Origin of the sequence: Alkalimonas cellulosilytica (assembly GCF_036325985.1) — a bacterium.
GTDB lineage: Bacteria > Pseudomonadota > Gammaproteobacteria > Enterobacterales > Alteromonadaceae > Alkalimonas > Alkalimonas cellulosilytica.
Genome location: NZ_JAUHLI010000003.1, coordinates 221,136 through 243,673, shown reverse-complemented (window position 1 = coordinate 243,673; position 22,538 = coordinate 221,136). Strand labels below are relative to the sequence as shown.

23 protein-coding genes and 1 pseudogene are annotated in these 22,538 nt (G+C 54.0%); 18 read left to right on the top strand and 6 right to left on the bottom strand.

The genetic code is table 11. The features are described from left to right. Positions 1–62 precede the first annotated feature (62 nt). Entirely contained in the window at positions 63–620 is a 558-nt protein-coding gene (locus QWY20_RS04450; protein WP_330127852.1) for an NAD(P)H nitroreductase, read from the top strand. Between the two features lie 64 nt (positions 621–684). Here QWY20_RS04450 and asnS read toward each other — a convergent pair whose 3' ends face one another. Continuing rightward, entirely contained in the window at positions 685–2,085 is a 1,401-nt protein-coding gene (gene asnS, locus QWY20_RS04445; protein ID WP_330127829.1) for an asparagine--tRNA ligase, read from the bottom strand. Between the two features lie 130 nt (positions 2,086–2,215). On the opposite strand from asnS, the gene QWY20_RS04440 reads away from it, so the two are divergent. Further along, positions 2,216–2,584, top strand: coding sequence for a hypothetical protein (locus tag QWY20_RS04440; protein ID WP_330127828.1), 369 nt, complete (start codon positions 2,216–2,218; stop codon positions 2,582–2,584). A 17-nt stretch (positions 2,585–2,601) separates the two neighbouring features. Here QWY20_RS04440 and bioA read toward each other — a convergent pair whose 3' ends face one another. Continuing rightward, positions 2,602–3,873 (bottom strand): adenosylmethionine--8-amino-7-oxononanoate transaminase, encoded by a 1,272-nt coding sequence (gene bioA, locus QWY20_RS04435; protein WP_330127827.1) that lies wholly within the window; start codon positions 3,871–3,873, stop codon positions 2,602–2,604. A 106-nt stretch (positions 3,874–3,979) separates the two neighbouring features. Here bioA and bioB point away from each other — a divergent pair, with 106 nt between their 5' ends. From bioB to bioD, 4 genes are read left to right on the top strand one after another with little or no spacing between them, the layout of a single operon-like run. Then, complete coding sequence (gene bioB, locus QWY20_RS04430; protein ID WP_330127826.1) at positions 3,980–5,020, top strand: biotin synthase BioB; 1,041 nt, start codon at positions 3,980–3,982, stop codon at positions 5,018–5,020. Positions 5,021–5,025: 5 nt separating this feature from the next. Beyond that, entirely contained in the window at positions 5,026–6,180 is a 1,155-nt protein-coding gene (locus tag QWY20_RS04425) for an aminotransferase class I/II-fold pyridoxal phosphate-dependent enzyme (protein WP_330127825.1), read from the top strand. Continuing rightward, positions 6,180–6,992 (top strand): methyltransferase domain-containing protein, encoded by an 813-nt coding sequence (locus QWY20_RS04420; RefSeq protein WP_330127824.1) that lies wholly within the window; start codon positions 6,180–6,182, stop codon positions 6,990–6,992. Before QWY20_RS04425 ends, QWY20_RS04420 begins: the two co-directional genes overlap by 1 nt. Beyond that, positions 6,992–7,672, top strand: coding sequence for a dethiobiotin synthase (bioD, locus tag QWY20_RS04415; protein WP_330127823.1), 681 nt, complete (start codon positions 6,992–6,994; stop codon positions 7,670–7,672). The genes QWY20_RS04420 and bioD overlap by 1 nt, the downstream gene beginning before the upstream one ends. Here the strand turns inward: bioD and pepE are convergent. After that, a complete protein-coding gene (pepE, locus tag QWY20_RS04410; protein ID WP_330127822.1) occupies positions 7,669–8,370 on the bottom strand; it encodes a dipeptidase PepE in 702 nt (233 codons plus the stop codon). The genes bioD and pepE overlap by 4 nt on opposite strands. Positions 8,371–8,606: 236 nt before the next feature. Between pepE and QWY20_RS04405 the strand changes: the two genes are divergently transcribed. The 5 genes and pseudogenes from QWY20_RS04405 (at position 8,607) to QWY20_RS04385 (ending at position 12,696) form a co-directional block, all read left to right on the top strand. Next, positions 8,607–8,837, top strand: coding sequence for a hypothetical protein (locus QWY20_RS04405; RefSeq protein WP_330127821.1), 231 nt, complete (start codon positions 8,607–8,609; stop codon positions 8,835–8,837). A 182-nt stretch (positions 8,838–9,019) separates the two neighbouring features. After that, positions 9,020–9,880: a protease HtpX gene (gene htpX, locus QWY20_RS04400; RefSeq protein ID WP_330127820.1), complete on the top strand. Its 861-nt coding sequence runs from the start codon at positions 9,020–9,022 to the stop codon at positions 9,878–9,880. Between the two features lie 170 nt (positions 9,881–10,050). Then, a complete protein-coding gene (locus tag QWY20_RS04395) occupies positions 10,051–10,269 on the top strand; it encodes an addiction module protein (RefSeq protein WP_330127819.1) in 219 nt (72 codons plus the stop codon). 284 nt (positions 10,270–10,553) lie between these two features. Then, a pseudogene (locus QWY20_RS04390) lies at positions 10,554–11,245 on the top strand (aspartate/glutamate racemase family protein). Between the two features lie 116 nt (positions 11,246–11,361). Beyond that, complete coding sequence (locus tag QWY20_RS04385; protein ID WP_330127818.1) at positions 11,362–12,696, top strand: MFS transporter; 1,335 nt, start codon at positions 11,362–11,364, stop codon at positions 12,694–12,696. A 68-nt stretch (positions 12,697–12,764) separates the two neighbouring features. Here the strand turns inward: QWY20_RS04385 and QWY20_RS04380 are convergent, their stop codons facing one another. Continuing rightward, entirely contained in the window at positions 12,765–14,330 is a 1,566-nt protein-coding gene (locus QWY20_RS04380; RefSeq protein WP_330127817.1) for a leucyl aminopeptidase family protein, read from the bottom strand. A 50-nt stretch (positions 14,331–14,380) separates the two neighbouring features. After that, entirely contained in the window at positions 14,381–15,181 is an 801-nt protein-coding gene (locus tag QWY20_RS04375) for a glycerophosphodiester phosphodiesterase (RefSeq protein WP_330127816.1), read from the bottom strand. A 113-nt stretch (positions 15,182–15,294) separates the two neighbouring features. Between QWY20_RS04375 and QWY20_RS04370 the strand changes: the two genes are divergently transcribed. The 7 genes from QWY20_RS04370 to rmf all read left to right on the top strand — a co-directional run bounded on the left by QWY20_RS04370 (position 15,295) and on the right by rmf (position 21,860). Then, positions 15,295–16,917, top strand: a complete 1,623-nt coding sequence (locus QWY20_RS04370) for a PQQ-dependent sugar dehydrogenase (protein ID WP_330127815.1) — start codon at positions 15,295–15,297, stop codon at positions 16,915–16,917. Beyond that, positions 16,914–17,375, top strand: a complete 462-nt coding sequence (locus QWY20_RS04365) for an ATP-dependent zinc protease family protein (protein ID WP_330127814.1) — start codon at positions 16,914–16,916, stop codon at positions 17,373–17,375. Before QWY20_RS04370 ends, QWY20_RS04365 begins: the two co-directional genes overlap by 4 nt. Positions 17,376–17,403: 28 nt before the next feature. After that, positions 17,404–18,309 (top strand): 30S ribosomal protein S6--L-glutamate ligase, encoded by a 906-nt coding sequence (gene rimK / locus QWY20_RS04360; RefSeq protein WP_330127813.1) that lies wholly within the window; start codon positions 17,404–17,406, stop codon positions 18,307–18,309. Then, positions 18,310–19,374, top strand: a complete 1,065-nt coding sequence (locus QWY20_RS04355) for a succinylglutamate desuccinylase/aspartoacylase family protein (RefSeq protein WP_330127812.1) — start codon at positions 18,310–18,312, stop codon at positions 19,372–19,374. It begins immediately after the preceding gene. A 57-nt stretch (positions 19,375–19,431) separates the two neighbouring features. Beyond that, positions 19,432–19,818, top strand: a complete 387-nt coding sequence (gene msrB, locus QWY20_RS04350) for a peptide-methionine (R)-S-oxide reductase MsrB (protein ID WP_330127811.1) — start codon at positions 19,432–19,434, stop codon at positions 19,816–19,818. Positions 19,819–19,926: 108 nt separating this feature from the next. Then, positions 19,927–21,378, top strand: coding sequence for a glyceraldehyde-3-phosphate dehydrogenase (locus tag QWY20_RS04345; RefSeq protein ID WP_330127810.1), 1,452 nt, complete (start codon positions 19,927–19,929; stop codon positions 21,376–21,378). Positions 21,379–21,677: 299 nt separating this feature from the next. Next, a complete protein-coding gene (gene rmf, locus QWY20_RS04340; RefSeq protein ID WP_330127809.1) occupies positions 21,678–21,860 on the top strand; it encodes a ribosome modulation factor in 183 nt (60 codons plus the stop codon). Between the two features lie 67 nt (positions 21,861–21,927). Here rmf and fabA read toward each other — a convergent pair whose 3' ends face one another. Next, positions 21,928–22,440, bottom strand: coding sequence for a 3-hydroxyacyl-[acyl-carrier-protein] dehydratase FabA (fabA, locus tag QWY20_RS04335; RefSeq protein ID WP_330127808.1), 513 nt, complete (start codon positions 22,438–22,440; stop codon positions 21,928–21,930). Between the last annotated feature and the right edge of the window lie 98 nt (positions 22,441–22,538).

Sequence of the window (22,538 nt, the reverse complement as noted above, 5' to 3'; positions counted from 1 at the left end):
CTTCTGATAGCCTTGTCTCTATGGATGACATCGCTGTTTTTGATCTGAGAAAAGGTTTGATGATGGATGCGATCACGCTACTGACCACACGACAATCTTGTCCGCGTTTAACAGAACCTGCACCGCAAGGCGAGGCTTTGGAGTTGATCAAGCAGGCTGCATTGCGGGTGCCGGATCATGGTACTTTGCGGCCCTGGCGCTTTTTGATTGTGCAGGGCCGGTCTTCACTGGAGCGATTGGGCGATATTTTTGCCGAAGCGGCAGTAGAAGATGATCCGACCATTTCCAATGATCTGCTGGAGCGGGCCCGGCAGTTGCCGTTACGGGCACCGATGGTGATTGTTTGCATTGCCCGTTGCAACAGCGAGTCGAAAATACCTTTGCACGAGCAAATTCAGTCAGCAGCCTGCTCGGTGATGGCGATGCAGCAAGCGGCTTTTGCTTTAGGCTATGGTGGGATCTGGCGCACCGGCATGTACGCTGAGATGGAATTTGTGAAGCAGTCGCTAGAGCTTGGCGAAGACGATGAAATTGTCGGCTTTTTGTATCTGGGCACACCGGCCTCTGAGGTACGTATCCGAGCAGGGCTGGATCCGGCCGACTTCTTTGCTGAATTTTAAAGCGGTTTAAAAAAAAGCAGCCCCGCCTAAGCGGGGCTGTTTCGTTTGGCCAGGTAACAACAGCTTAGAAATCAGCGTTGCCAGGAGTGCGCGGGAAGGGGATCACATCGCGTACATTGCCCATACCGGTCACGTAGCTGACCAATCGCTCAAAGCCCAAACCAAAGCCTGAATGCGGCACAGTGCCGTAACGGCGCAGATCGCGGTACCAGCCGTAATCGTCTTTGTTCAGGCCCATGGCCTCCAGCCGCTCATCCAGCTTGTCGAGCCGCTCTTCGCGCTGACTGCCGCCAATGATTTCACCAATGCCGGGGGCCAGAATATCCATCGCCGCTACCGTCTTGCCATCTTCGTTCAAGCGCATGTAGAAGGCTTTGATGTCTTTCGGGTAGTTTTGCAAAATAATGGGCGCGCCCACATGCTCTTCGGCCAGGTAGCGCTCGTGCTCGGACTGCAAATCAATGCCCCATTCCACCGGGTAGTTGAAGGTTTTGCCGCAGTTTTGCAGGATCTCTATGGCATCGGTGTAATCCATCCGCACAAAGCTGGAGTCCACCATCTGTTGCAAACGGCTGATGGCGTCTTTATCCACCCGCTCGGCAAAAAAGGCCATGTCATCGGCACGTTCTTCCAACACGGCTTTAAACACGTACTTCAGCATGTCTTCGGCCAGTTGCGCGACATCGGCCAGTTCAGCAAAAGCCACTTCCGGTTCAATCATCCAGAACTCGGCCAGATGGCGGCTGGTATTGGAGTTCTCAGCGCGGAAAGTCGGGCCAAAGGTGTACACCTTGGACAGGGCACAGCAGTAGGTTTCTACGTTCAGCTGGCCGGAAACCGTCAGGAAGGTTTCGCGGTCAAAGAAATCTTTGCTGTAATCTACTTTGCCGGCCTCGGTGCGCGGCAGGTTTTCCAGATCCAGCGTGCTGACCCGGAACATTTCACCAGCGCCTTCGGTATCCGAGCCGGTGATAATTGGGGTGCTGATCCAGTAAAAGCCACGCTGATGAAAGAAACGGTGCACCGCTTGCGCCAGGCAGTTGCGTACCCGGGTCACGGCGCCATGGATGTTGGTGCGTGGCCGCAGATGGGCAAATTCGCGCAGGTATTCCATCGAGTGGCGTTTTGGCGCCATCGGGTAGGTATCCGGGTTTTCCACCCAGCCAATCACGGCTACCGAACTGGCCTGAATTTCAAACTGCTGGCCCTGGCCTTCGGAGCGGGCAATGGTGCCGGTCACTACCACGGAGCAGGCAGTGGTCAGGCGTTTGATTTCGCTCTCGTAATTCGGCAAATCGGCAGGCACCACCGCCTGCACTGCATCAAAGCAGCTGCCATCGTGCACAGCGACAAAAGAAATACCGGCTTTGGAGTCGCGCTTGGTGCGGACCCAGCCTTTAACAGTAACGGTATCGCCCACAGCGTAGCGACCGCTTAATACATCATGAATCACAGCATCGGACATGCTTGAAAGCTCCGTGTAAGTTGGAAACCTGGCGGTTAAACTTGGTCAAATGGTTAAGACGTGTAATGATACTGACGCAGTGACTGAACACAAGTAAAACTTGGGTTTTTACCGGTAAAAGCAGGTGGCTATGACAACCGAGCACGGTGCTTACAAAAATGATCGTCGTCAGGGGCCGGATCTGGTGCGCCAGTTGTTTGCCTGGCTGGCGGTGTTGGCCTGGTTGCTGTTTATCATTGCCTTGTTGCTGGTGCATTTTGCCCGGCCGGAAATGGATACCGGCCTGGTACGTTACTGGGAGATTGAAATCCGCGGTGACTGGCACCCGGTGCTGACCAACTGGTTGCAGGGTATGCTGTATGGCACGGCGTTGCTTAGTGCCATTAGCCTGGTGCTCAACCGGCTGCGTTTGCGTCGAAAAGACGACCGGCTGCATTTTAATCTGGTATTGCTGTTGCTGGCGTCCATTGCGCTGGGGCTTTATCTGCTTCGCCTGTAGCATTCATCGACATTCATTCAGACCCCAACCGCACGACGCATCGACCAGCACAAGCGGCTGATTTGCTCCTCGCTGATAATAAAAGGTGGCATCAGATAAATGAGCCGGTTAAAAGGCCGGATCCAAACCCCATCACCGACAAAATGCTGTTGCAACTTGGCTACATCGACAGCTTGATGCATCTCCAACACACCGATGGCTCCCAGCACCCGCACTTCTTTTACCAAAGGCGAGGCCTGACAGGGGGCTAATTCGGCTTTTAGCTGAGTTTCAATCGCTTTGACCTGGGCTTGCCAGCCACCGGTACGGATCAAACCGATACTGGCATTGGCCACCGCACACGCCAGTGGGTTGGCCATAAAGGTTGGGCCATGCATCAGGCCGCCAGCTTCGCTCTGGCTAACACCAAGCGCGACCTGATCGGTGCACAGGGTAGCGGCCATGGTCATGTAACCACCGGTTAAGGCTTTGCCCAGGCACAGAATATCGGCGGTGATCTTGGCTTTTTCACAGGCAAACAGACTGCCGGTGCGGCCAAAGCCGGTGGCAATTTCATCGGCAATCAGCAGTACTTCAAACTCATCGCACAGGGCTCGACATCCCGCCAGATAGTCGGGGTGATAAAAACGCATGCCGCCATAGCCTTGCACGATGGGCTCCAGGATCAGGGCGGCAATGTGCTGATGGCGCTGCTGCAGCAGTTGTTGCAAGGGCTTTAGGCTCTCTGGCCGGAATTCGCTGTGGTAGGGACTGTCCGGGGCCGGTAGAAAATGATGCTGCGGCAGCAGTTTGCTGAACATGCTGTGCATGCTATCGACCGGATCGCACACTGCCATAGCGGCAAAGGTATCGCCATGGTAGCCCTTACGCAGGCTAATCAGCTCGGTTTTTTGTCTGTGGCCGATGCCCTGCCAGCACTGCAGCGCCATTTTAATGGCTACTTCCACCGCAATTGAGCCGCTGTCGGCCAGAAAGACTTTGTTTAACGCCGGCGGTGTAATGGCCAGCAGCTGTTGGCACAGTGTCACCGCCTGCGGATGGGTAATGCCGCCAAACATCACATGGGCCATCTGGCTAAGCTGGTCGGTGACTGCCTGATCCAGCACCGGGTGGCGGTAGCCATGCACTGCCGACCACCAAGAGGCGGTGCCATCCACCAGACGCTGGCTATTTTCCAGAATCAGCTCACAGCCTTCGGCGGCCACCACCGGATACACCGGCAGTGGATCGATCATCGAGGTGTAGGGGTGCCAGATATGCTGCCGGTCAAAGGCTAAATCAATGCTCATAAAATAACCATCAGTAAAGTTGCGTGTGCAAATCAGATTGACAAGTCAGGGTTGGCGGCTAGACTAGCGAAAAATAACCCGAACCACAATCCAAACAGGGATCCTCATGTCTACAGCCATTCGTCACGACTGGAGCCTAGCCGAAGTCAATGCTCTGTTCGCCTTGCCGTTTAATGATCTGGTGTTTCAGGCCCAAACGGTGCATCGCCAGCATTTTACCCCGAACGAGGTGCAGGTCAGCACCTTGTTATCGATTAAAACCGGTGCCTGCGCCGAAGACTGCAAGTACTGCCCGCAAAGCGGCCATTACAACACCGGCCTGGAGCGTGAGCGCCTGCTGGAAGTGGAAAAAGTACTGCGCCAGGCCCAGGCTGCCAAAGAAAAAGGCGCCACCCGCTTTTGTATGGGCGCTGCCTGGAGCAACCCGAAGCAGCGGGATATGCCGTACCTGATTGAAATGGTGCGGGGCGTTAAAGCCATGGGGCTGGAAACCTGCATGACGCTCGGCATGATTGACCCCGAGCAGGCGCAAAGCCTGGCTTCTGCCGGCCTGGATTACTACAACCACAACCTGGATACCTCACCGGAATTTTACGGTGAAATCATTACCACTCGCACTTATCAGGATCGGCTGGATACGCTGCAGCATGTGCGCGATGCCGGCATGAAGGTCTGCTGTGGCGGTATTCTTGGCATGGGCGAGTCGGCCAATGATCGCTCGGCCTTGCTGATGCAGCTGGCTAATTTACCGGAGCATCCGGAGAGTGTGCCGATCAATATGTTGGTGAAAGTGCAGGGCACACCGCTGGAGAATGTTGAGGATATGGATGCTTTTGAGTTTATCCGCGCCATTGCCGTGGCCCGCATTATGATGCCAGCCAGCCATGTGCGGTTATCCGCTGGTCGCAGCCGGATGAACGAGCAAATGCAGGCGCTGTGCTTTATGGCCGGTGCCAACTCGATTTTCTACGGCGATAAGCTGCTCACCACCGACAACCCGGAAGCCGATGCCGATATGCAATTGTTTGCCAAGCTTGGCATTCGGCCGGAGCAGCGTCAGGATGTGTCGGACGAAGCCCATGCCCTGGCACTGGCCGATGCCATCAAAGAACAGCAGCAGACGCCGCTGTATCACGCTGCCGGTTAATACCGATGGACCTGGCCAGCATGCAGCAGGCGCTTAGTGAGCGCCGGCAGCAGCAATTGCACCGTAACCAGTTCGCCATGCAACCATTGCCGGATGGCATGGTGCGGGTGCAGGGCAAAGACTATCTGAACTTTTCCGGCAACGATTACCTGGGGCTGGCACAGGATCCTGCCGTACTGGCGGCACTGACCGAAGGAGCCGCTCGCTTTGGGCTTGGCAGTAGCGGCTCGCCTTTGGTGACCGGGCATCACTATGCACATCAGGCGCTTAGCGACGCACTCTGCGACTGGCTGGGCTTTGATGAGGTGCTGCTGTTCAGCTCTGGTTTTGCCGCCAATCAGACGATGCTGCAGACCCTGGCAGCGCAAGATGAGCGCATCCTGCTGGATAAGTTAAGCCATGCCTCGCTGATTGATGCGGCCAAACATCATGCCGGGGGGTTTAAGCGTTTCTTGCACAATGATCTGACGTCGTTACATCAGCTGCTGATCCAACAGGCTACCGGTAAATCGGTGGTGGTGACGGAAGGGGTCTTCAGCATGGATGGGGACAGCCCCGATCTGGCAGGCATGGCTGCACTCTGTGCGCTCTATCAGGCTCCGTTGCTGCTGGATGATGCGCATGGCCTGGGAGTGTGTGGTAACGAAGGCCGGGGCAGCTGGCAGCAACAGGGACTGGCACCGGCTCAGTTGCAGGCCCTGATGGCGAATTTTGGCAAAGCCCTGGGCGGCTCGGGTGGCTTTATTGCCGCCTCTGCCACTGTGATTGATTACCTGCGCCAGTTCGGTCGCCATTACATCTACAGCACGGCGTTATCGCCGGCGCTCTGCTGGGCGCAGCAGAAAGCGGTGCAACTGTGCCGGCAGGATGACTGGCGGCGTGAGCGCTTGCAGCAGCATCTTGGCCTGTTTCAGCAGTTGGCACAAGCAGCCGGTTTGCCCTTAGTGGCTTCCGGCTCGGCCATTCAGCCGGTACTGGTAGGTGATGCCGGTCGCTGTCTGGCGCTCAGTCAGGCTCTGAAAGAGAAGGGCATCTGGTTAACGGCCATCCGGCCGCCAACCGTCGCTGCCGGCAAAGCCCGGCTTCGAATTACTTTAAGCGCGGCCCATCAGCCAGAGCATATCCGTACCCTGGTGGCTGCATTGCAGGAGCTGTTTTGATGTCTGTTCAGGCGCAAGCCATTGCCCGTCATTTTGGCAAAGCCTGCCAAAGCTACAGTAACGCGGCCCGTTTGCAGCGCTTAACTGGTTATGCGTTACTTGATGCATTGCCGACTTCCTCCCAAGGCTGCCTGCTGGATCTTGGCTGTGGCCCGGCCTGGCTGCACCCGGAGCTGGTTCAGCGCTGCCAGCAGCTGCTGGCGGTTGATTTAAGTGCCGGCATGCTGCAACAGGCACAGCAGCTGGCGCTGGCGAAGGAATACATTCAGGCCGATGCCGCGGCTTTACCGCTGGCAGCGGCCTCGGTGCAAAAGGTCATCTCCAATTTAATGCTGCAGTGGTGCCCCAAGCCATCCAAAGTTGCAGCAGAGCTTGAACGCGTGCTGCAAAGCGGCGGTATGGTTTTGCTGAGTACCTTGCTGCAGGGCACTCTGGCTGAGTTACGTCAGGCCTTTTTGGCACTGGAGCTGACGCCACACGTCAATCAGTTTCTGACAGCCGATGCGCTGCTGCTGGCGATGCAGCAGGGGGCACCTACCATGGACTGGCAATTGCAAATAGAAACCGTGCAACTTAGCTATCCGGATGTGCTGGCACTTGGCCGGGAGCTGAAATCTCTGGGAGCCAACTATGTGCCGGATAAAACCCGCAAAGGCCTGGCCGGGCGCAGCTACTGGCAGCAGTTGCAGCAGGCCTACCCAAAAGGGGCTGGCACTACGCAAACAGAGCCGTTAGAAAACGGCGCTGCAGAGACAGCAGAGTCAATCATAGCCAGCTATCAGGTGGCTTATCTGACCGGAGTTAAGCGCTGATGGCCAGTTTCTTTGTCACCGGCACCGACACCGATGCTGGCAAAACTTATGTCAGCACTGCTTTATTGCAGGGCTTAAACCAGGCTGGTTTTAGCGCCATTGGTGCCAAACCCATTGCTGCCGGGGTGGATGCCAGTGGTAAAAACCCGGATGCGCTGGCCCTGCAACAAGCCAGCTCGGTGCTACTGGATTATGCGGCCATCAATCCGATCTTGCTGCAAGCGGCGGTGGCACCGCATCTTGCTGCTGCAATCGAACAGCAGCCATTGGATGAAACAGTGCTTAGCCAGCAGCTTAGTGCCTTACAGCAGCAAGCTGATCTGGTGCTGGTAGAGGGGGCTGGGGGCTGGCTATTGCCATTATCGGATAGGCGTTACCTGGCCGATTGGGTGATAGATCAGCAATTACCAGTGCTGTTGGTGGTGGGGATGAAACTGGGCTGTTTGAATCATGCCATGCTAACGGTGCGCGAAATCGAGCGTTCAGGTCTGCGGCTACTCGGCTGGGTAGCCAATTGCGTCGATCCGGCGATGCAACTGCAACAGGAGAATATTGCCGATTTGCAGCAGCGCATCCCGGCACCTTGTTTGGGCGTGCTGCCATATCAGCCAGCAGGCACCAGTCAAGCGCAGCAACAGGCTCTGGCTAAAGCCCTGTTGGCGCAGCTAAAGCCCGGTTAAAGCAGTAACGCGGACAGATCGCTGCCAGCACCAAGGGCGGTTTTGTTGCCCGCTAAAAATTGGTAAGCACCCGGTTCACCCAATACCGTGAGCTGATTGCCCTGACGCAACAAAGCACTGCCTTCCGGTAAGGCAATGATCGGCATCTCAGGCTCTAACACCATAAACTCTGCCAGGCGCATATCGCGGGTTTCACCATGAAAATCGGCTGGGTGCTGATCGGTGTAATGCGGATTGAGCTGAAATGGCAATAAGCCAAGCGCTTCAAACGACTCCGGCTGCACAATGGGCATATCGTTGGTGGTACGAATGCTCAAGCCAGTGAGGTTAGCCCCGGCGCTCCAGCCAATGTAGGGCAGTCCTTCGGTTACGCGTTTTTTGATTAAGTCCAGTAAATTCAGCTGCTGCAGCCGTTGCAGCAAGGCAAAGGTATTGCCGCCTCCTACCAGAATCGCCTCAGCTTGCTCGATGGCGTTGGCCGGGTTGTCAAACCGATGCAGGCTATCAATCGCAATACCCAGCGGTGCCAGTGCTTCAACGACTTTGGCCTGATAGGCATCAAAGTCGATGCTCACCCCGGCATAAGGCACAAACAGCAAACGCGAACAGCTGCTAAGATGTTGCTTAATCCAGGGCAGGTAAGTCACCAGGTAATCGCTGTTATTCACTTTGGAACTGCTCAGGGCTAAAAGCTGCATTATTGTCTCAATATCCGAAAAAGCTTGTGGAAAGGCCCACAGTCTAAGCAAGCTACGTGCAGCTGACAACTCTTTGTCAGAAACTGATTTGTCATTAAAAGAAAATTTTTCCTGTCAGGTTAATTTACATACAACTTTGCAGCGGAAATTTTATTGACTTTAAAACAGCTATTTATTGTTAAGGGCATAATTCTTGCTGAATTCGAAATTCAACTACTGACTGTGAGGAAAAAAAAATGGCTGGTGGATGGTTACTAATTATTTTTGCCGTAGCGCTTTATGTGCTTTGTTACAAGATGAATAGTAAAGTAATGAAGTATGAATTTGAAAATCGCACCAGTGGAGGTGTGGTTGAATTTGCTACTTTCGAAGAGTCCATTTCTCATGAGCGAAGAAAGCGAGTAGCTCGTCTTCTGTTCAGTGTGGCTACTTTTCTACTGTTAATCGGTATATTAATTGTTGCCTAGCATAATTATCGATTGCTAAAACCTATAAAGAGACCCCGCGGCAGCCGGTTGTGTTGTTGGATACTACATCGGCTGACAACTTTGCTTACACTCTTTCAGAGCGCTTTTCATCGCGTATTCATTGAAAATTCAGCCGGCAGCCCTATATTAGTGGCAGTATTGATTTTAAATGAGGTTTCACCATGAAAAGAGTGCTGTTGTTTTTAGCAACCAACCTGGCAGTGCTGGTGGTGCTGAGTATTGCACTGAGTGTTATTTTTACCTTTTTCGGCATTGATCGTGGCAGCATTGGTGGCTTATTGGTATTTGCCGCTATTTTTGGTTTTGGTGGCTCCTTTATCTCGCTGGCGATGTCCAAATGGATGGCCAAGCGCTCTACTGGCGCTGTGGTGATCCAGCAACCGCGCAATGCCACTGAAAAGTGGCTGGTGGATACAGTAGCCCGCCAGGCCCGTAAAGCTGGTATTGGTATGCCGGAAGTAGCGATTTACGACTCGCCGGAGATGAATGCGTTTGCCACCGGCATGAAGCGCAACGACGCTCTGGTGGCGGTGTCCACCGGCTTACTGCGCAATATGCGTGAAGACGAAGTGGAAGCCGTATTGGCGCACGAGGTATCCCACATTGCCAACGGCGATATGGTCACGCTGACGCTGATCCAGGGGGTGGTGAATACCTTTGTGATTTTCCTGGCGCGTTTGATTGCCGGTGCCATCCGCCAAAACAACCAGCAGCTGGGGACCTTTGCCTATTTTGGTATCGTGATTGCGCTGGAAATGCTGTTTGGTGTGCTGGCCAGCATCATCGTAATGTGGTTCTCGCGTCAGCGTGAATACCGTGCCGACGCCGGTGCCGCCCGCTTAGAAGGCGCCAATAAGATGGTCGCTGCGCTAAAGCGCCTGCAGCACAACCACGAAAGCCGGTTAGAGGGCAGCATGGCTGCTTTCGGTATTGCCGGCGGCGGCAAGAAGTCTGAACTTTTTATGTCGCACCCACCGTTGGAAAAGCGCATCGCTGCGCTGCAAAACACCCGCGAGTTTTAAACCAGCAAATCTCAAACAAACCCCCAAAAACCGGCTCCGCAAGGGCCGGTTTTTTTCCTTTCAGTTAACAGCTTCTGTGGTTAACAACGGTGGGAAAGTATCGGGCAATTTGTCGGCACAAAACTTTAAGCATGCTAACTCGGTTTACTTATTGATGGAGTGCTTTTGCTATGAGTGTAACTCTTGAGCAGGTAATTGAAGTTACCAAAGAACTTTCCGCTAATGATAGAGCCTTGCTGGCTCATTGTTTGATATCAAGCCTTGAAAAAACGCAGGATGACGATGTTGATGCTGCATGGAGCCTGGTAGCGGAGCAGCGCCTGGATGAACTTGAAACTGGCAAGGTTCAGGGCATTTCCTGGGATGAAATAAAAACTAAGCTTAAATAAGACTATGGCGGAGTTGATATTCCACCCATCAGTCTTGTTGGAAGTGCCAGTAGCCTATACTTGGTACGAAGAGCAAAAATACTCCCCGCTTTGTGCTCACAAAGTTTCCTTATGCAGTAGTGTACAAACCTGATATAAACACATTGTTGCTACCTTCTAAGATTGGTTCTCTGTATCAGTACAAGCTGATTAAGGTACCCTCAGTCGAGCAAGTTGATATCGACAACCACCCGCTTTAAGCTGATCTTGTCAGCGGCAACATCACAGAAGGAATCCATTATCGCATGAAAACAATCGGACTCATCGGCGGTATGAGCTGGGAAAGCACCTTAGGTTACTACCGGGCAATCAACCTTGGAATAAAACAAGCACTGGGCGGGCTGCACTCGGCCAGCATCGTGTTACACAGTGTGGATTTTGAACCGATTGAAAAGCTGCAGCATCAGGGCGACTGGGACGGTACTGCTGAGATCCTGGTTAAAGCGGCCAAAAGTGTCGAAGCTGGCGGTGCTGACTTTGTGCTGATTTGCACCAACACCATGCACAAAGTTGCGGCGCAAATCGAGCAGAGTATCCGCATTCCACTGCTGCACATAGCCGATGCCACGGCGGACGTGCTGGTTCGGGATGGCGTGAGAAAAGTGGGGTTGTTAGGTACCGCTTTTACCATGGAGCAGGCTTTTACAAAGAACGTTTGGCCGAACCGCATGGCATTGAGGTGTTGGTACCCAATGCAGCGGACAGACAATTGGTGCATCGTATTATCTACCAGGAACTGTGCCAGGGGCAGATCAAGTCAGAGTCCCGGCAAGCCTATTTGCGTATCGTAAAAGCCTTATCGGACGCTGGTGCCGAAGCGGTTATTCTAGGTTGTACCGAAATTGGCATGCTGATCAAGCAGCAAGATACCGAAGTGCCGCTGTACGATACCACCGCCATCCATGCAGCCAAAGCGGTGGAGTGGGCGCTGCAATAACAACGACAAAGGAATGGAACTGGATGCTGCGAAAAATGATCTGGGCCTTGCTGTCAGCTTGTAAGCTGTGATTATTTTCATGCTAGAGTGATACAAACCTCTGATGTGAGTGTGTTATGACACCAACAAAGCTGGCTCCAAAACGTGAGATCTTCGGCTGGGCGATGTTTGATTTCGCCAATCAGGCCTATACCTTACTGATCATCACCGTGATTTACGGTGATCTCTTTACCCGCATTGTGGTGGGGGACAGCCCGGACTACCGTACCGGCAACTTGTTGTGGAGCCTGTCGCTGGCCATCAGCTATTTGCTGGTGGTGGTGGCCAACCCGGTTTGTGGTGCGGTGATGGATTACTCGGCCAGTCGTAAGCGCTTTTTGTTTGCCAGTTATCTGCTGACCGTTGGTGCAACGGCGCTGCTGTACCTGGTGGAGCCTGGCTGGATTGTACCGGCCATGCTGCTGATCATTGTGTCAAACTTTGCCTACGCCATTGGCGAGGGCTTTATTGCCAGCTTTTTAACTGATCTTGGACCACGTAAGGCGCTTGGCTGGATCTCGGGCCTGGGTTGGAGCTTAGGCTATATTGGTGGCCTGATAGCAACCGCCTTTACGCTGTACTTTCTGGGCGAAGTCTCGCTGGAAAACTACGACACCATTCGCTATGTCGGGCCCTTTGCCGCTGCGTTTTTCTTGCTGGCTGCCATTCCTACCTTTGTATTTGTGCGCGAGCACGGCACCAAACGCACCTTACCGGCCGGGCAGACCTTGCTTAAAGCCGGGCTGGCACGCCTGAAGCTAACCTGGCAGCACCTGCCGCAATTTCGCGATCTGCGTATTTTGCTGATTTCGGTGTTCTTTGCCATGGCTGGCATTTACATCATCATCGCCTTTTCGTTTATCTATGGTGCTCAGGTAATTGGCTGGGATGAACAGGTGCGGGTACTGATGTTTGTCACGGTGCAGATCACCGCTGCATTAGGCGCTGTTGGCTTTGGCTTTTTACAAAGTGCCATCGGGGCCCGCACTACTTATATTCTTACCTTGCTGCTGTGGTTGCTGGCAATTTTGGCCATTTGGCAAACACCAGGCCTGACTGCACTTAGCCATGCCTGGCTCGGCGTGAACTGGCAGGCGCAGTATGTGTTTTTGTTTGCCGGTGTGTTGGCCGGGGCCAGCTTAGGGGCTTCGCAATCGGCGGCCCGGGCTTTGGTTGGGGTACTGACGCCGAATGTGAAATCAGCCGAGTTCTTTGGCTTTTGGAGCATGACCACCAAACTGGCTGCGGTGTTTGGCATGGTGGGACTTGGAGTGATGCAGTGGGCCTTTGGCCTGGCCGATGCCATTATCTTTTGTCTGCTGCTGTTTGCACTGGCAATCATAGCGGTGCTGCCGCTGAATGAAAGCCGGGGCAGTGCGGTGGCTGAAGCCTGGCAGGATCAGGTGGAATAACCACTTAGCGCACGAAAAAGCGGCCCGAAGGCCGCTGCTACACACTATGCACGGGTGCAGTGCTGCTGTTACTGCGCCTGATACAGCTTGACCCACTCCGTTAACAGCCGCACCCCATGGCCGGTGCTGCCTTCCGGGTGAATGCCAGTGGCGCTGTTGACAAAAGCTTCTCCTGCCATATCAATGTGCACCCAGGGCGTATCGCCGGCAAAATGCTGCAGGAAGATGGCCCCGGCCTGAGCACCTGGCGAGCCGGTGTTGATGCGATCAGCAATACGGCTGCGCACGATGCCATCGTAACCCTCCAGCGGCAGTGGCCAAACCCGCTCCTGCACTAAGTCACCAGCTTCGCGCATCGTTTGCTCAATGTCACTGTGCTGGGTAAAGATAGCGGAATACGCATTGCCGAGTGCACCGACTTTAGCGCCGGTCAGGGTAGCGATATCAGCAATGGCTCGGGCATTTAAGTGCTCGCGGGCATACCAGATCCCATCGGCCAGGATCAGGCGACCTTCCGCATCGGTGTTACCTACTTCAATGGTGCTACCATCACCGGCAGTGACTACATCCCCCGGCAAGGTGGCATCGCCAGAGATCATATTGATTGAGAGCGGTACCACGCCAACTACATGCACCGGCGCTTTTTGTCCGGCCAATGCCTTGATGGCACCCACCACAGCGGCGCCACCGGCTTTGTCGGTATGCATCCGTAAAATAGAAGCGGCCTGAGTTTTTAAGTTGTAACCACCGGTATCAAAGCTGTTGCCTTTTCCCACCAAAGCAATCGGTTGCTCATCCTGATTGCCGCGCCAGCGCGCTACCAGCAGGTGGGCTTTCATATGGCTGCCTTGGCTTACACTGTACAAAGAACCCATACCCAGTGCTTTTACTTGCTCCGGGCCCAAAATAGTTACTTCCACCCCCAGCGGCTCCAGCACCTGCTGCGCGTATCGGGCAAAGGCCTCCGGGTAACCATCGCTGCCAGGTAAGTTGGTCAGCTCACGGGCGGTAAAGACTCCCTGGGCCAGAGCCTGCTTTTGCTCAAATTGAACACGCGCATCGGTAGCCAGTGCGACCTGCCAGCTGTAGCGCTGGGCCGGGCGCGCATCGGGCTGGCTTTTGTAGCGATCGAAGCGGTAGTTACGCAGCTCAACGCCATGGGCAAGGGCGGCGCTGATGCGGTGATTGTCGGTGGCATTGGCAATCAGCTGGCTGTGCACATGCACGGTCTCTGCTTTGGTGCCATTGACCCAGCCGCTCAAGCTGGCGCCCATTTCTTCGGCTTTGGCCCGGGTCAGCTCTGCCGGGTTACCGACACCTAACAGCAGCACGCGGCCATAATTCAGACCGACAGGTGCAACAATCTCCAGCTGTGAGCCGGCTTTGCCGGTAAAAGCAGCCACACTGATGGCGCGATTGATGTGATTACGACTGGCACGATCCCAACCAGATAACCGCAGTTCGCCGCTGTCTTCCGGTACCAATACCACCAGCAAGTCAGCTTGCTGCATCGACTCGGTGACATTAAATTGGGTATGGATGTAAGGGGTTGGCGTAGCTGCCGATACGGCAGGGCTAAGCAAGGTGCTGCCAGCTAAAATAGCGCCAATACTAAGCGCAAGCAGAGTTTTCATAAGGATCCTCGTTGTTGTTGTGAAGCTATGTTCTTGTTTTCTGAAACCTATTATCGGGACTTTTCAGGGCATTGCAAGCGCAGTGGCTGATCACTGAAAATCCAGTCTACGCCACGGTTGACCTCACGGTTCAGAATGTCGGGGTGATTCACCTGGCCGGTGCCGGTTTGTTTTCCAGCCGCTTTTAACTGTTGCAGAATAGCGGGCGAGAGTAAGGCAAAAGAACCGGCCACAGCGCCGTGCCCGAGTGTCAGATTTTGCTGCACGATGTGCTGGGTGTTGGTCAGAGCGACATCAACCAGCGCACTGGGTGGTAAAAACCGAAAGCCTTCCAGATGATCCGGCTCCAGGCTCATTAAATGGAAATCTTTATCCGGTTCAAGCTCTCGCAGCAAAGGTTTCAGTTGGCCAGGCAGTTGCGGTCGTTGTCGCCAAGAATCTTTAATCTCGATCATCAGATGCAACTGCTTACCATAGCGCTCAATCACCTCGTGCAGATGGGGAATGGCGGGCAGGGCGCGGCGCAAATCGGCAAAACGGGTCTCGGCAATCACCAGATCCGGTCGGTTGAATAAACGACCACAGGCCGGATCATGATGCACCACCGGCTCACCGTCCCGGGTCAACCGGATATCCAGCTCGATGCCCCAGACACCATGCAACAGACACCGCTCAAAGGCTGGCAGGGTGTTTTCGAGAATAGTATCCGGCTGATGCGGGTCAACACTGTGGTAGGCCCCCCGATGAGCAACCAGCTTGACCCCGCTGGGATCCACTCCGGGCCGACAATGCGGGCTTAGACGCCACAATTGGTTGGCCAGGCTGTTCAGGTAATCTGTCCAATCGACCACTCGATTCTTCCTATCTTGAACCAGCTTCTTGCTTTTACTGTAAAATCATAGCAGTTAGATGATCACTGCACTACTATTAAGGCTTTCAGATGAAAAGGATGGGGAGGAATTCGATGTTGGCTGTCTCTGCTTGGCATAAGCCGCTGTTGCACGTTATCTGGACTTGTTTTCTGGCCGTGCTGTTGAGCACGCTGGTGCAAACCCAATTCAATTTGCTGGCTTTGCAGCAATTGGGAGTAACGATCCCGTTTAGTGAGCGACTGGCGACCAGCCTGCACGATGTGCGCCACTTTGCCCCTGTTTATGCCGCCATCTTTAGTTGCAGTTATCTGGTATCGCAAGGTATCGCACTCTGGCTAAGTCGCTGGGTTGCTGGCCGCTGGCAGCCAGCTTTGTTTGCCTTGGCAGCGGCCAGCGGCCTGTGGTGTACCTTGATGCTGGTGAATGCGCTGGCACCGATGCCAACCTTGATTGCTGCCAGCCGCAGCCTGATGGGATTGCTGAGCTTGTTGTTGATTGCGGCTCTGGCCGGTGCTATTTTTGCCAGAGCGTTACAACCTTTGCCGTCAGCCAGGCCCCAAAGGGCCCTTGATGCCAGTGCGCTTGTTGTGTTGCTGCCGCTGCTCTTGTCTGCTGGTCTGGTCAGCCCGCCAGCGATGGCTACAAAAAGTGAGTATCGGGTGGAAACTCTGGTCAAGGGGCTGGAGCATCCCTGGTCAGTGGCCTTTTTATCCGGTGGTGCCATGCTGGTGACTGAGCGCCCCGGACGGCTGCGTTTAATTCATATTGATGGAAGGCTGGAGCCAGAACCCATTGCCGGGCTTCCTGCGGTGTTTGCCTCCGGCCAGGCGGGTTTGTTTGATGTGCTACCAGCTCCTGATTTTGCGCAAAGTCAGCGGATATTTCTCAGCTATGCCTGTGGTCGGATGCGGGCGAACCATACCTGTCTGGCAAGTGCCCGCCTGGATTTAAGCCAGCTTGAGTTAACTGACGTGACCGAAATCTTTCGTACTTATCCGGCTAAAACCGGCAATGCCCATTACGGTGGCCGGCTGGCATTTCTTGATGATGGCAGCCTGGCTCTAAGTCTCGGCGATGGTTTTGATTACCGCGAAGAAGCACAGCGGCTGAGCAGTCATCTTGGCAGCATTGTGCGGCTGTGGCCGGATGGCTCAGTGCCCGAGGATAACCCTTTTGTCGGTCAGCCTGGTGCTTTAGCAGAAATCTACAGTTATGGTCATCGCAATGTGCAGGGGCTGGTGTATGATAGCGCCACTAAGCAGCTGCTTAGCCATGAACACGGTCCTAAAGGCGGCGATGAACTCAATCGCATTGAGCCGGGCGTAAATTTTGGCTGGCCAGTGGTGACTCAGGGCATTGATTACACCGGTGCCCGTATCACACCTTTTACGGCTTATCAGGGGATGCAGCCTCCGCTGCTCGACTGGACTCCTTCCATCGCGCCTTCCGGCCTTACTCTGTATCAGGGCGATTTATTTCCCGGCTGGCAAGGCGATCTGCTGGTGGGCGCTCTGGCAGGGCGTCAGCTGCAGCGCGTGCGTTTGACCGGACAGGGTGCAGAAATTGTTGAGGTGCTGTTGGCTGAGCTGGCCGAACGGATCCGGGATGTTCGCACCGGTCCGGACGGTGCCTTGTATGTGTTAACCGATGATGGGCGCGGGCGTTTGCTCAGAGTAACGCCGGCGCTTGATGGAGCAGGAGCAAAAGTGCATTGAAGCCGATAAGCAATGAGGTCAGTCCGATTGGCTGGCGGGAGTGGGTAGGGCTGCCAGAGCTGCAGATCCCCCGTATTAAGTGCAAAGTAGACACCGGTGCACGCAGCTCTGCTTTGCATGCCTTTTCGGTTGAGCCATTTCAAAAAGAAGGCGAGGAATGGGTGCGTTTTGGCATGCACCCATTGCAGCACGATACCGAGCAGGTGATTTGGTGTGAAGCCAGAGTGCATGATAAACGTGCCGTGACAGACTCGGGCGGGCATACCACCGAGCGCTATTTTATCAAAACCGATGTGCTGGTGGGGCAAGAGCGTTTCGCCATTGAAGTGTCGCTAACCAGTCGCGATACTATGTTATTCCGGATGCTGCTGGGCCGTGAAGCCTTGCGGCATCGTTTTGTGGTGGTGCCGGAAGCTTCTTATTTGCAGCCGCCGTGTGCTGACCAAGCCAGCCAATGAGCCGTTATCTGATTAAGGTTAAGTCTGTATGAAAATCGCTATTTTATCGCGCAATCCCAAACTGTATTCCACCAAACGGCTGGTTGAAGCTGCGCAGCAACGAGGCCATGAGGTGCGGGTGATTGATGCGCTGCGCTGCTACATGAATATCACCTCGCACAATCCGGAAATCCATTACAAAGGCGAAGTGCTGACCGGTTTTGATGCGGTGATCCCGCGCATTGGTGCTTCCATTACCTTCTATGGCACGGCAGTGTTGCGACAGTTTGAGATGATGAATGTGTATCCGCTGAATGAGTCGGTTGCCATCAGCCGGTCGCGCGATAAACTGCGCAGTCTGCAGCTGTTGTCGCGTCGCGGTATCGGCTTGCCGGTCACCAGTTTTGCCCACTCACCGGATGATATCGAAGATCTGCTCAGCATTGTCGGTGGGGCGCCGGCGGTGATCAAGTTGCTGGAGGGCACCCAGGGCATTGGTGTGGTGCTGGCGGAAACCAACCAGGCGGCAGAAAGCGTGATCCAGGCGTTTATGGGCTTGAAACAGCACATTTTAGTGCAGGAATTCATCAAAGAAGCCAAAGGCTCTGACATCCGGGCCTTTGTCATTGGTGGCAAGGTGGTTGCGGCCATGAAGCGCCAGGCCAAAGAAGGCGAATTCCGTTCCAATTTGCATCGCGGTGGCACCGCTCAGTTGTGCCGCATCACACCGGAAGAGCGTGCAACCGCCATTCGGGCAGCCAAGGTGATGGGGCTGAATGTATGTGGGGTGGATTTGCTGCGTTCCAATCATGGCCCTGTCGTGATGGAGGTCAATTCATCGCCTGGATTGGAAGGCATTGAAGGTGCTTCAGGCAAAGACATCGCTGGTGCTATTGTTGAGTTTATTGAAAAGAACGCCAAACCGAACCGGACCAAAACCAAGGGGCGTGGCTGAATGAGTGAGCACGTGCGCAGCAAAAATCGCAGTATCTGCATTGGTGGGGTGGAGGTGAAGCCCGGAGAGCGCAAAACCATCGATGTGCGTGGCAGTAAGCTGTACACCCATACGCCGGTGACCATGCCGGTGCAGGTGTTGTGCGGCCGGCAGCACGGGCCGGTGCTTTTTATCAGCGCGGCTATTCACGGTGATGAAATCAATGGTGTTGAGATCATCCGCCGTCTGCTGAAAGTACCGGCGTTAAAACGGTTAAAAGGCACCTTGCTGGCGGTGCCGGTGGTCAACTTGCATGGTTTTATTAACCAAAGCCGTTACTTACCAGACCGGCGCGATTTAAACCGCAGTTTTCCCGGCTCCAACAAAGGCTCAATGGCTGGCCGGTTAGCCAGGCTTTTTATGACCGAAGTGGTTAGTCAGGCTACCCATGGCATTGATCTGCATACGGGGGCTCTGCATCGCTTTAATTTGCCGCAAATCAGAGCCGACTTGGACGATCCGGAAGCGTTGCGACTGGCCAAAGCTTTTGGCACGCCGGTGATCCTGAACTCCGAGCTGCGGGAAGGCTCGTTGCGTGAAGCGGCTGGACAAAACAAGATCCCTACCTTGCTGTATGAAGCCGGTGAAGCGCTGCGTTTTGATGAGGTGTCGATTCGCGGTGGCGTCGAAGGCATATTGCGGGTGATGCGGGCACTGAATATGTTGCCGCCATCCAGGCGCTTGCAGCCCAAAGAGCCGGTGATGGCTCGTTCCAGTGCCTGGGTGCGGGCACCGCAAAGTGGCATTTTCCGCGCTTTTGTCCGCGAAGGCGAGCGGGTGCTCAAAGATCAGACCGTGCTTGGGGTGGTGTCGGATCCCTTTGGTGAGTCGGAGCAGGAAATACGTTCGCCATACAGCGGCATTATTATTGGCTTGTTGAAGCTGCCTTTGGTGAATGAAGGGGATGCGGTGTATCACATCGCCCAGTTTTACCGCACCGATATCGCAGCCGACAGGGTAGAGAGCTACCAGGAAAGCCTGGAAGCGCATGATTACCCTTACAGTGATCACGCGCTGACTATTTGATCCGGGCCGGATGGCACCATGTAACCTTTCGTTAGTGCAGTCAGTAAGGGGGCTATGATGAAAAAAACCGACCAGCAATGGCAGCGACAGCTCAGTCCGGAGCAATACCGGGTAACCCGGCTCAAAGGCACCGAGCGACCATTTAGCGGCGAGCTGCTGTACCATGAAGCCAATGGCAGTTACCACTGTATTTGCTGTGGTGCTGCTTTATTTGACTCCAGGACCAAGTTTGATGCCGGCTGCGGTTGGCCATCCTTTTACCAATCATTGGACGGCAAGGTACGCTATCAGGCCGATCACAGCCATGGCATGGTGCGTACGGAGATCCTCTGCGCCAACTGCGATGCACACCTGGGCCATGTGTTTGATGATGGGCCAGCACCGACCGGTCAACGTTATTGCGTCAACTCAGTTGCGCTGCAGTTTACGGAAAAAAAGCTGTAACTGTTGTGGTAACCTTTCAGTTTCTATTACAATAGGCCGCCGCCCGCGAGGGTGGCCTCTGTATCTGAACCTATTCCATTCAGCAGACTGACGTTAAAAGGCCGAATTATGACCCTATCACACGAAGAACAGTACCAGAAGAGCTGGCAGGAGCGCCAGGAATTTGCCGAGAACATGCTGCCACTGATTGGCCGCCTGTACCGCAACAAAGGCGTCGAAGTTGTGGTCTATGGCAAACCTCTGGTGAACGCAACCACCATTGAGCTGATTAAAGCCCATAAAATGGTGGAGCGGTACGAAGGACAAAAACTCCGTTTGCGGGAAAGCTTTCCAATTTTAGAAGCCATCAGTCAGCTGGATCTGGCACCAGGCCGGATTGATGTCGGGAAGCTGGCCTACGGCTATCAACACAAAAACTCGTCCAACGGTGCCAGCCTGCAGGATTACCTGAAGCGTGAATTGGCTGAATTGCTCGATAACCCGGACAGCGTAAAGCCGACCGATGTGGTGCTGTACGGTTTTGGCCGTATTGGTCGTTTGCTGGCCCGCCTGATGCTTGAGCGTAGTGGCCCTAGCAGCAAGTTGCGTCTGCGTGCCATTGTGGTACGGGGTGGTAAAGAAGGCGATTTGGAGAAACGTGCCAGCCTGCTGCGCCGCGACTCCATCCATGGTCTTTTCAATGGCAGCATTACGGTGGATCATGAAAACCAGGGCATCAAAGCCAATGGTACTTTCATCAAAGTTATTTACGCCAACTCGCCAAGCGATGTCGATTACACCCAGTATGGCATCAACAATGCGCTGGTAGTGGACAACACCGGTGTCTGGAAAGACGACAAAGCGCTGGCCATTCACTTTGAGTCCAAGGGAACGGCCCGGGTGCTGTTAACGGCTCCGGCCAAAGGCGAAGTGCCGAACGTGGTTTATGGCGTGAATCAGGACATGATCCTGCCGGAGCACAACATTGTCTCTGCCGCCAGCTGTACCACCAATGCCATTACGCCGGTGTTAAAAGCCCTGAATGATGAGTTCGGTATCCGCAATGGTCATGTCGAAACCGTGCATTCGTACACCAACGATCAGAACCTGATTGATAACTTCCACAAGGCAGAACGCCGTGGCCGGGCTGCGCCACTGAACATGGTGATTACCTCTACCGGTGCGGCCAGTGCAGTCGCCAAAGCCTTGCCGGAGCTAAAAGGCAAACTGACCGGTAATGCGATCCGGGTACCAACGCCGAATGTGTCGATGGCAATTTTGTCGCTGAACCTGGACAAAGCTACCAGCAAAGATGAACTGAACGAGTTTTTACAGCACACCGCCTTGTTCTCGGAACTGCAGGATCAAATTGATTACACCAGCTCCACCGAAATCGTGTCGTCCGATCTGGTGGGTTCGCGCTACGCCGGTGTGGTCGACTCCCAGGCTACCATCGTCGATGGCGATCGCTGTGTATTGTACGTTTGGTACGACAATGAGTTCGGTTATAGCGTTCAGGTCATTCGAGTGATGTACGAAATGGCGGGTATCAAATACCCAACACTGCCGCAAAGCCGTTAATCCTGCCCTAGGCAATGAAAACCGGTAAAGCATTGCTTCACCGGTTTTTTTTCGTTCTGATGTCAGAGCTCAGCTTAGCTGCTAGCAACTTATATTCCGATTTCAAGCTTCATCGCTTGCAAAAAATGAGCAGATTCTTTTTTTTGTAATTTGACTGTCATATCAGCTGGTTAGTCTGGACGGTTGCAATTGTATCTAAAACAGGGTTGAACCTTTGCCAACTTTGCCTTATCTATTAAGTGCGGACTGAATGAAAGCATTCAGTGTTGTCATCAAAAACGATTGAGGAAGACTGCCGTATGAAAAGACAAAAACGTGATCGTCTTGAACGTGCACACGCACAAGGTTACCGGGCCGGAGTTACTGGCCGTTCGAAAGAAATCTGTCCTTATCAAAATCTCGATGTACGCTCCCAGTGGTTAGGAGGCTGGCGCGAAGCCATGGAAGACCGTGGCACGGGTCTCTTTAACAAGAATATGTAAATTAGACCGAATAACGATGAACAAGCCCCGCAATGCGGGGCTTGTGGCATTTTGGCAAGCGGTTTTTTTAGAAACTGGTGGTATCGGTGAATAAACCCACTTTCAAATCTTTTGCGGTGTAGATTTCGCGGCCATCGACACTGACAGAACCGTCACCGATGCCCATATACAGCTTACGTTTGATCACCCGCTTCATGTTAATACGGTAGGTGACCTTTTTGGCGGTTGGCATGATCTGGCCGGTAAATTTCACTTCACCTACCCCCAGTGCGCGCCCTTTACCCGGACCACCGGAAGCCCCCAGGAAGAAACCCACCAGTTGCCACATGGCATCCAGACCCAGACAGCCAGGCATCACCGGATCGCCCTGGAAGTGGCAGGCAAAGAACCACAGATCGGGTGTGATATCCAGCTCAGCGATGATTTCGCCCTTGCCAAACTCGCCGCCCTCATCAGAAATATGTACAATACGATCCATCATCAGCATCTGATCGACAGGGAGCTGGCTGTTGCCCGGACCAAATAATTCACCGCGGCCACAGGCCACCAATTCTTCTTTTGTAAAGCTATTCTTCATCATGTATGTTGATTCCACTAAACGAGGTCTGAATTTTCCTGCTGGGGAGCTTAGCGAACACTTGTACGCTAAGCAAGTCCGATTAGTGCAAAATTGCCAGC

Bases quoted from the DNA above. Each gene is read 5' to 3' on its own strand.
- QWY20_RS04450 (WP_330127852.1), top strand. From the start codon at position 63: ATGGATGCGATCACGCTACTGACCACACGACAATCTTGTCCGCGTTTA.
- asnS (WP_330127829.1), bottom strand. From the start codon at position 2,085: ATGTCCGATGCTGTGATTCATGATGTATTAAGCGGTCGCTACGCTGTG.
- QWY20_RS04440 (WP_330127828.1), top strand. From the start codon at position 2,216: ATGACAACCGAGCACGGTGCTTACAAAAATGATCGTCGTCAGGGGCCG.
- bioA (WP_330127827.1), bottom strand. From the start codon at position 3,873: ATGAGCATTGATTTAGCCTTTGACCGGCAGCATATCTGGCACCCCTAC.
- bioB (WP_330127826.1), top strand. From the start codon at position 3,980: ATGTCTACAGCCATTCGTCACGACTGGAGCCTAGCCGAAGTCAATGCT.
- QWY20_RS04425 (WP_330127825.1), top strand. From the start codon at position 5,026: ATGGACCTGGCCAGCATGCAGCAGGCGCTTAGTGAGCGCCGGCAGCAG.
- QWY20_RS04420 (WP_330127824.1), top strand. From the start codon at position 6,180: ATGTCTGTTCAGGCGCAAGCCATTGCCCGTCATTTTGGCAAAGCCTGC.
- bioD (WP_330127823.1), top strand. From the start codon at position 6,992: ATGGCCAGTTTCTTTGTCACCGGCACCGACACCGATGCTGGCAAAACT.
- pepE (WP_330127822.1), bottom strand. From the start codon at position 8,370: ATGCAGCTTTTAGCCCTGAGCAGTTCCAAAGTGAATAACAGCGATTAC.
- QWY20_RS04405 (WP_330127821.1), top strand. From the start codon at position 8,607: ATGGCTGGTGGATGGTTACTAATTATTTTTGCCGTAGCGCTTTATGTG.
- htpX (WP_330127820.1), top strand. From the start codon at position 9,020: ATGAAAAGAGTGCTGTTGTTTTTAGCAACCAACCTGGCAGTGCTGGTG.
- QWY20_RS04395 (WP_330127819.1), top strand. From the start codon at position 10,051: ATGAGTGTAACTCTTGAGCAGGTAATTGAAGTTACCAAAGAACTTTCC.
- QWY20_RS04385 (WP_330127818.1), top strand. From the start codon at position 11,362: ATGACACCAACAAAGCTGGCTCCAAAACGTGAGATCTTCGGCTGGGCG.
- QWY20_RS04380 (WP_330127817.1), bottom strand. From the start codon at position 14,330: ATGAAAACTCTGCTTGCGCTTAGTATTGGCGCTATTTTAGCTGGCAGC.
- QWY20_RS04370 (WP_330127815.1), top strand. From the start codon at position 15,295: ATGTTGGCTGTCTCTGCTTGGCATAAGCCGCTGTTGCACGTTATCTGG.
- rimK (WP_330127813.1), top strand. From the start codon at position 17,404: ATGAAAATCGCTATTTTATCGCGCAATCCCAAACTGTATTCCACCAAA.
- QWY20_RS04355 (WP_330127812.1), top strand. From the start codon at position 18,310: ATGAGTGAGCACGTGCGCAGCAAAAATCGCAGTATCTGCATTGGTGGG.
- msrB (WP_330127811.1), top strand. From the start codon at position 19,432: ATGAAAAAAACCGACCAGCAATGGCAGCGACAGCTCAGTCCGGAGCAA.
- QWY20_RS04345 (WP_330127810.1), top strand. From the start codon at position 19,927: ATGACCCTATCACACGAAGAACAGTACCAGAAGAGCTGGCAGGAGCGC.
- rmf (WP_330127809.1), top strand. From the start codon at position 21,678: ATGAAAAGACAAAAACGTGATCGTCTTGAACGTGCACACGCACAAGGT.
- fabA (WP_330127808.1), bottom strand. From the start codon at position 22,440: ATGATGAAGAATAGCTTTACAAAAGAAGAATTGGTGGCCTGTGGCCGC.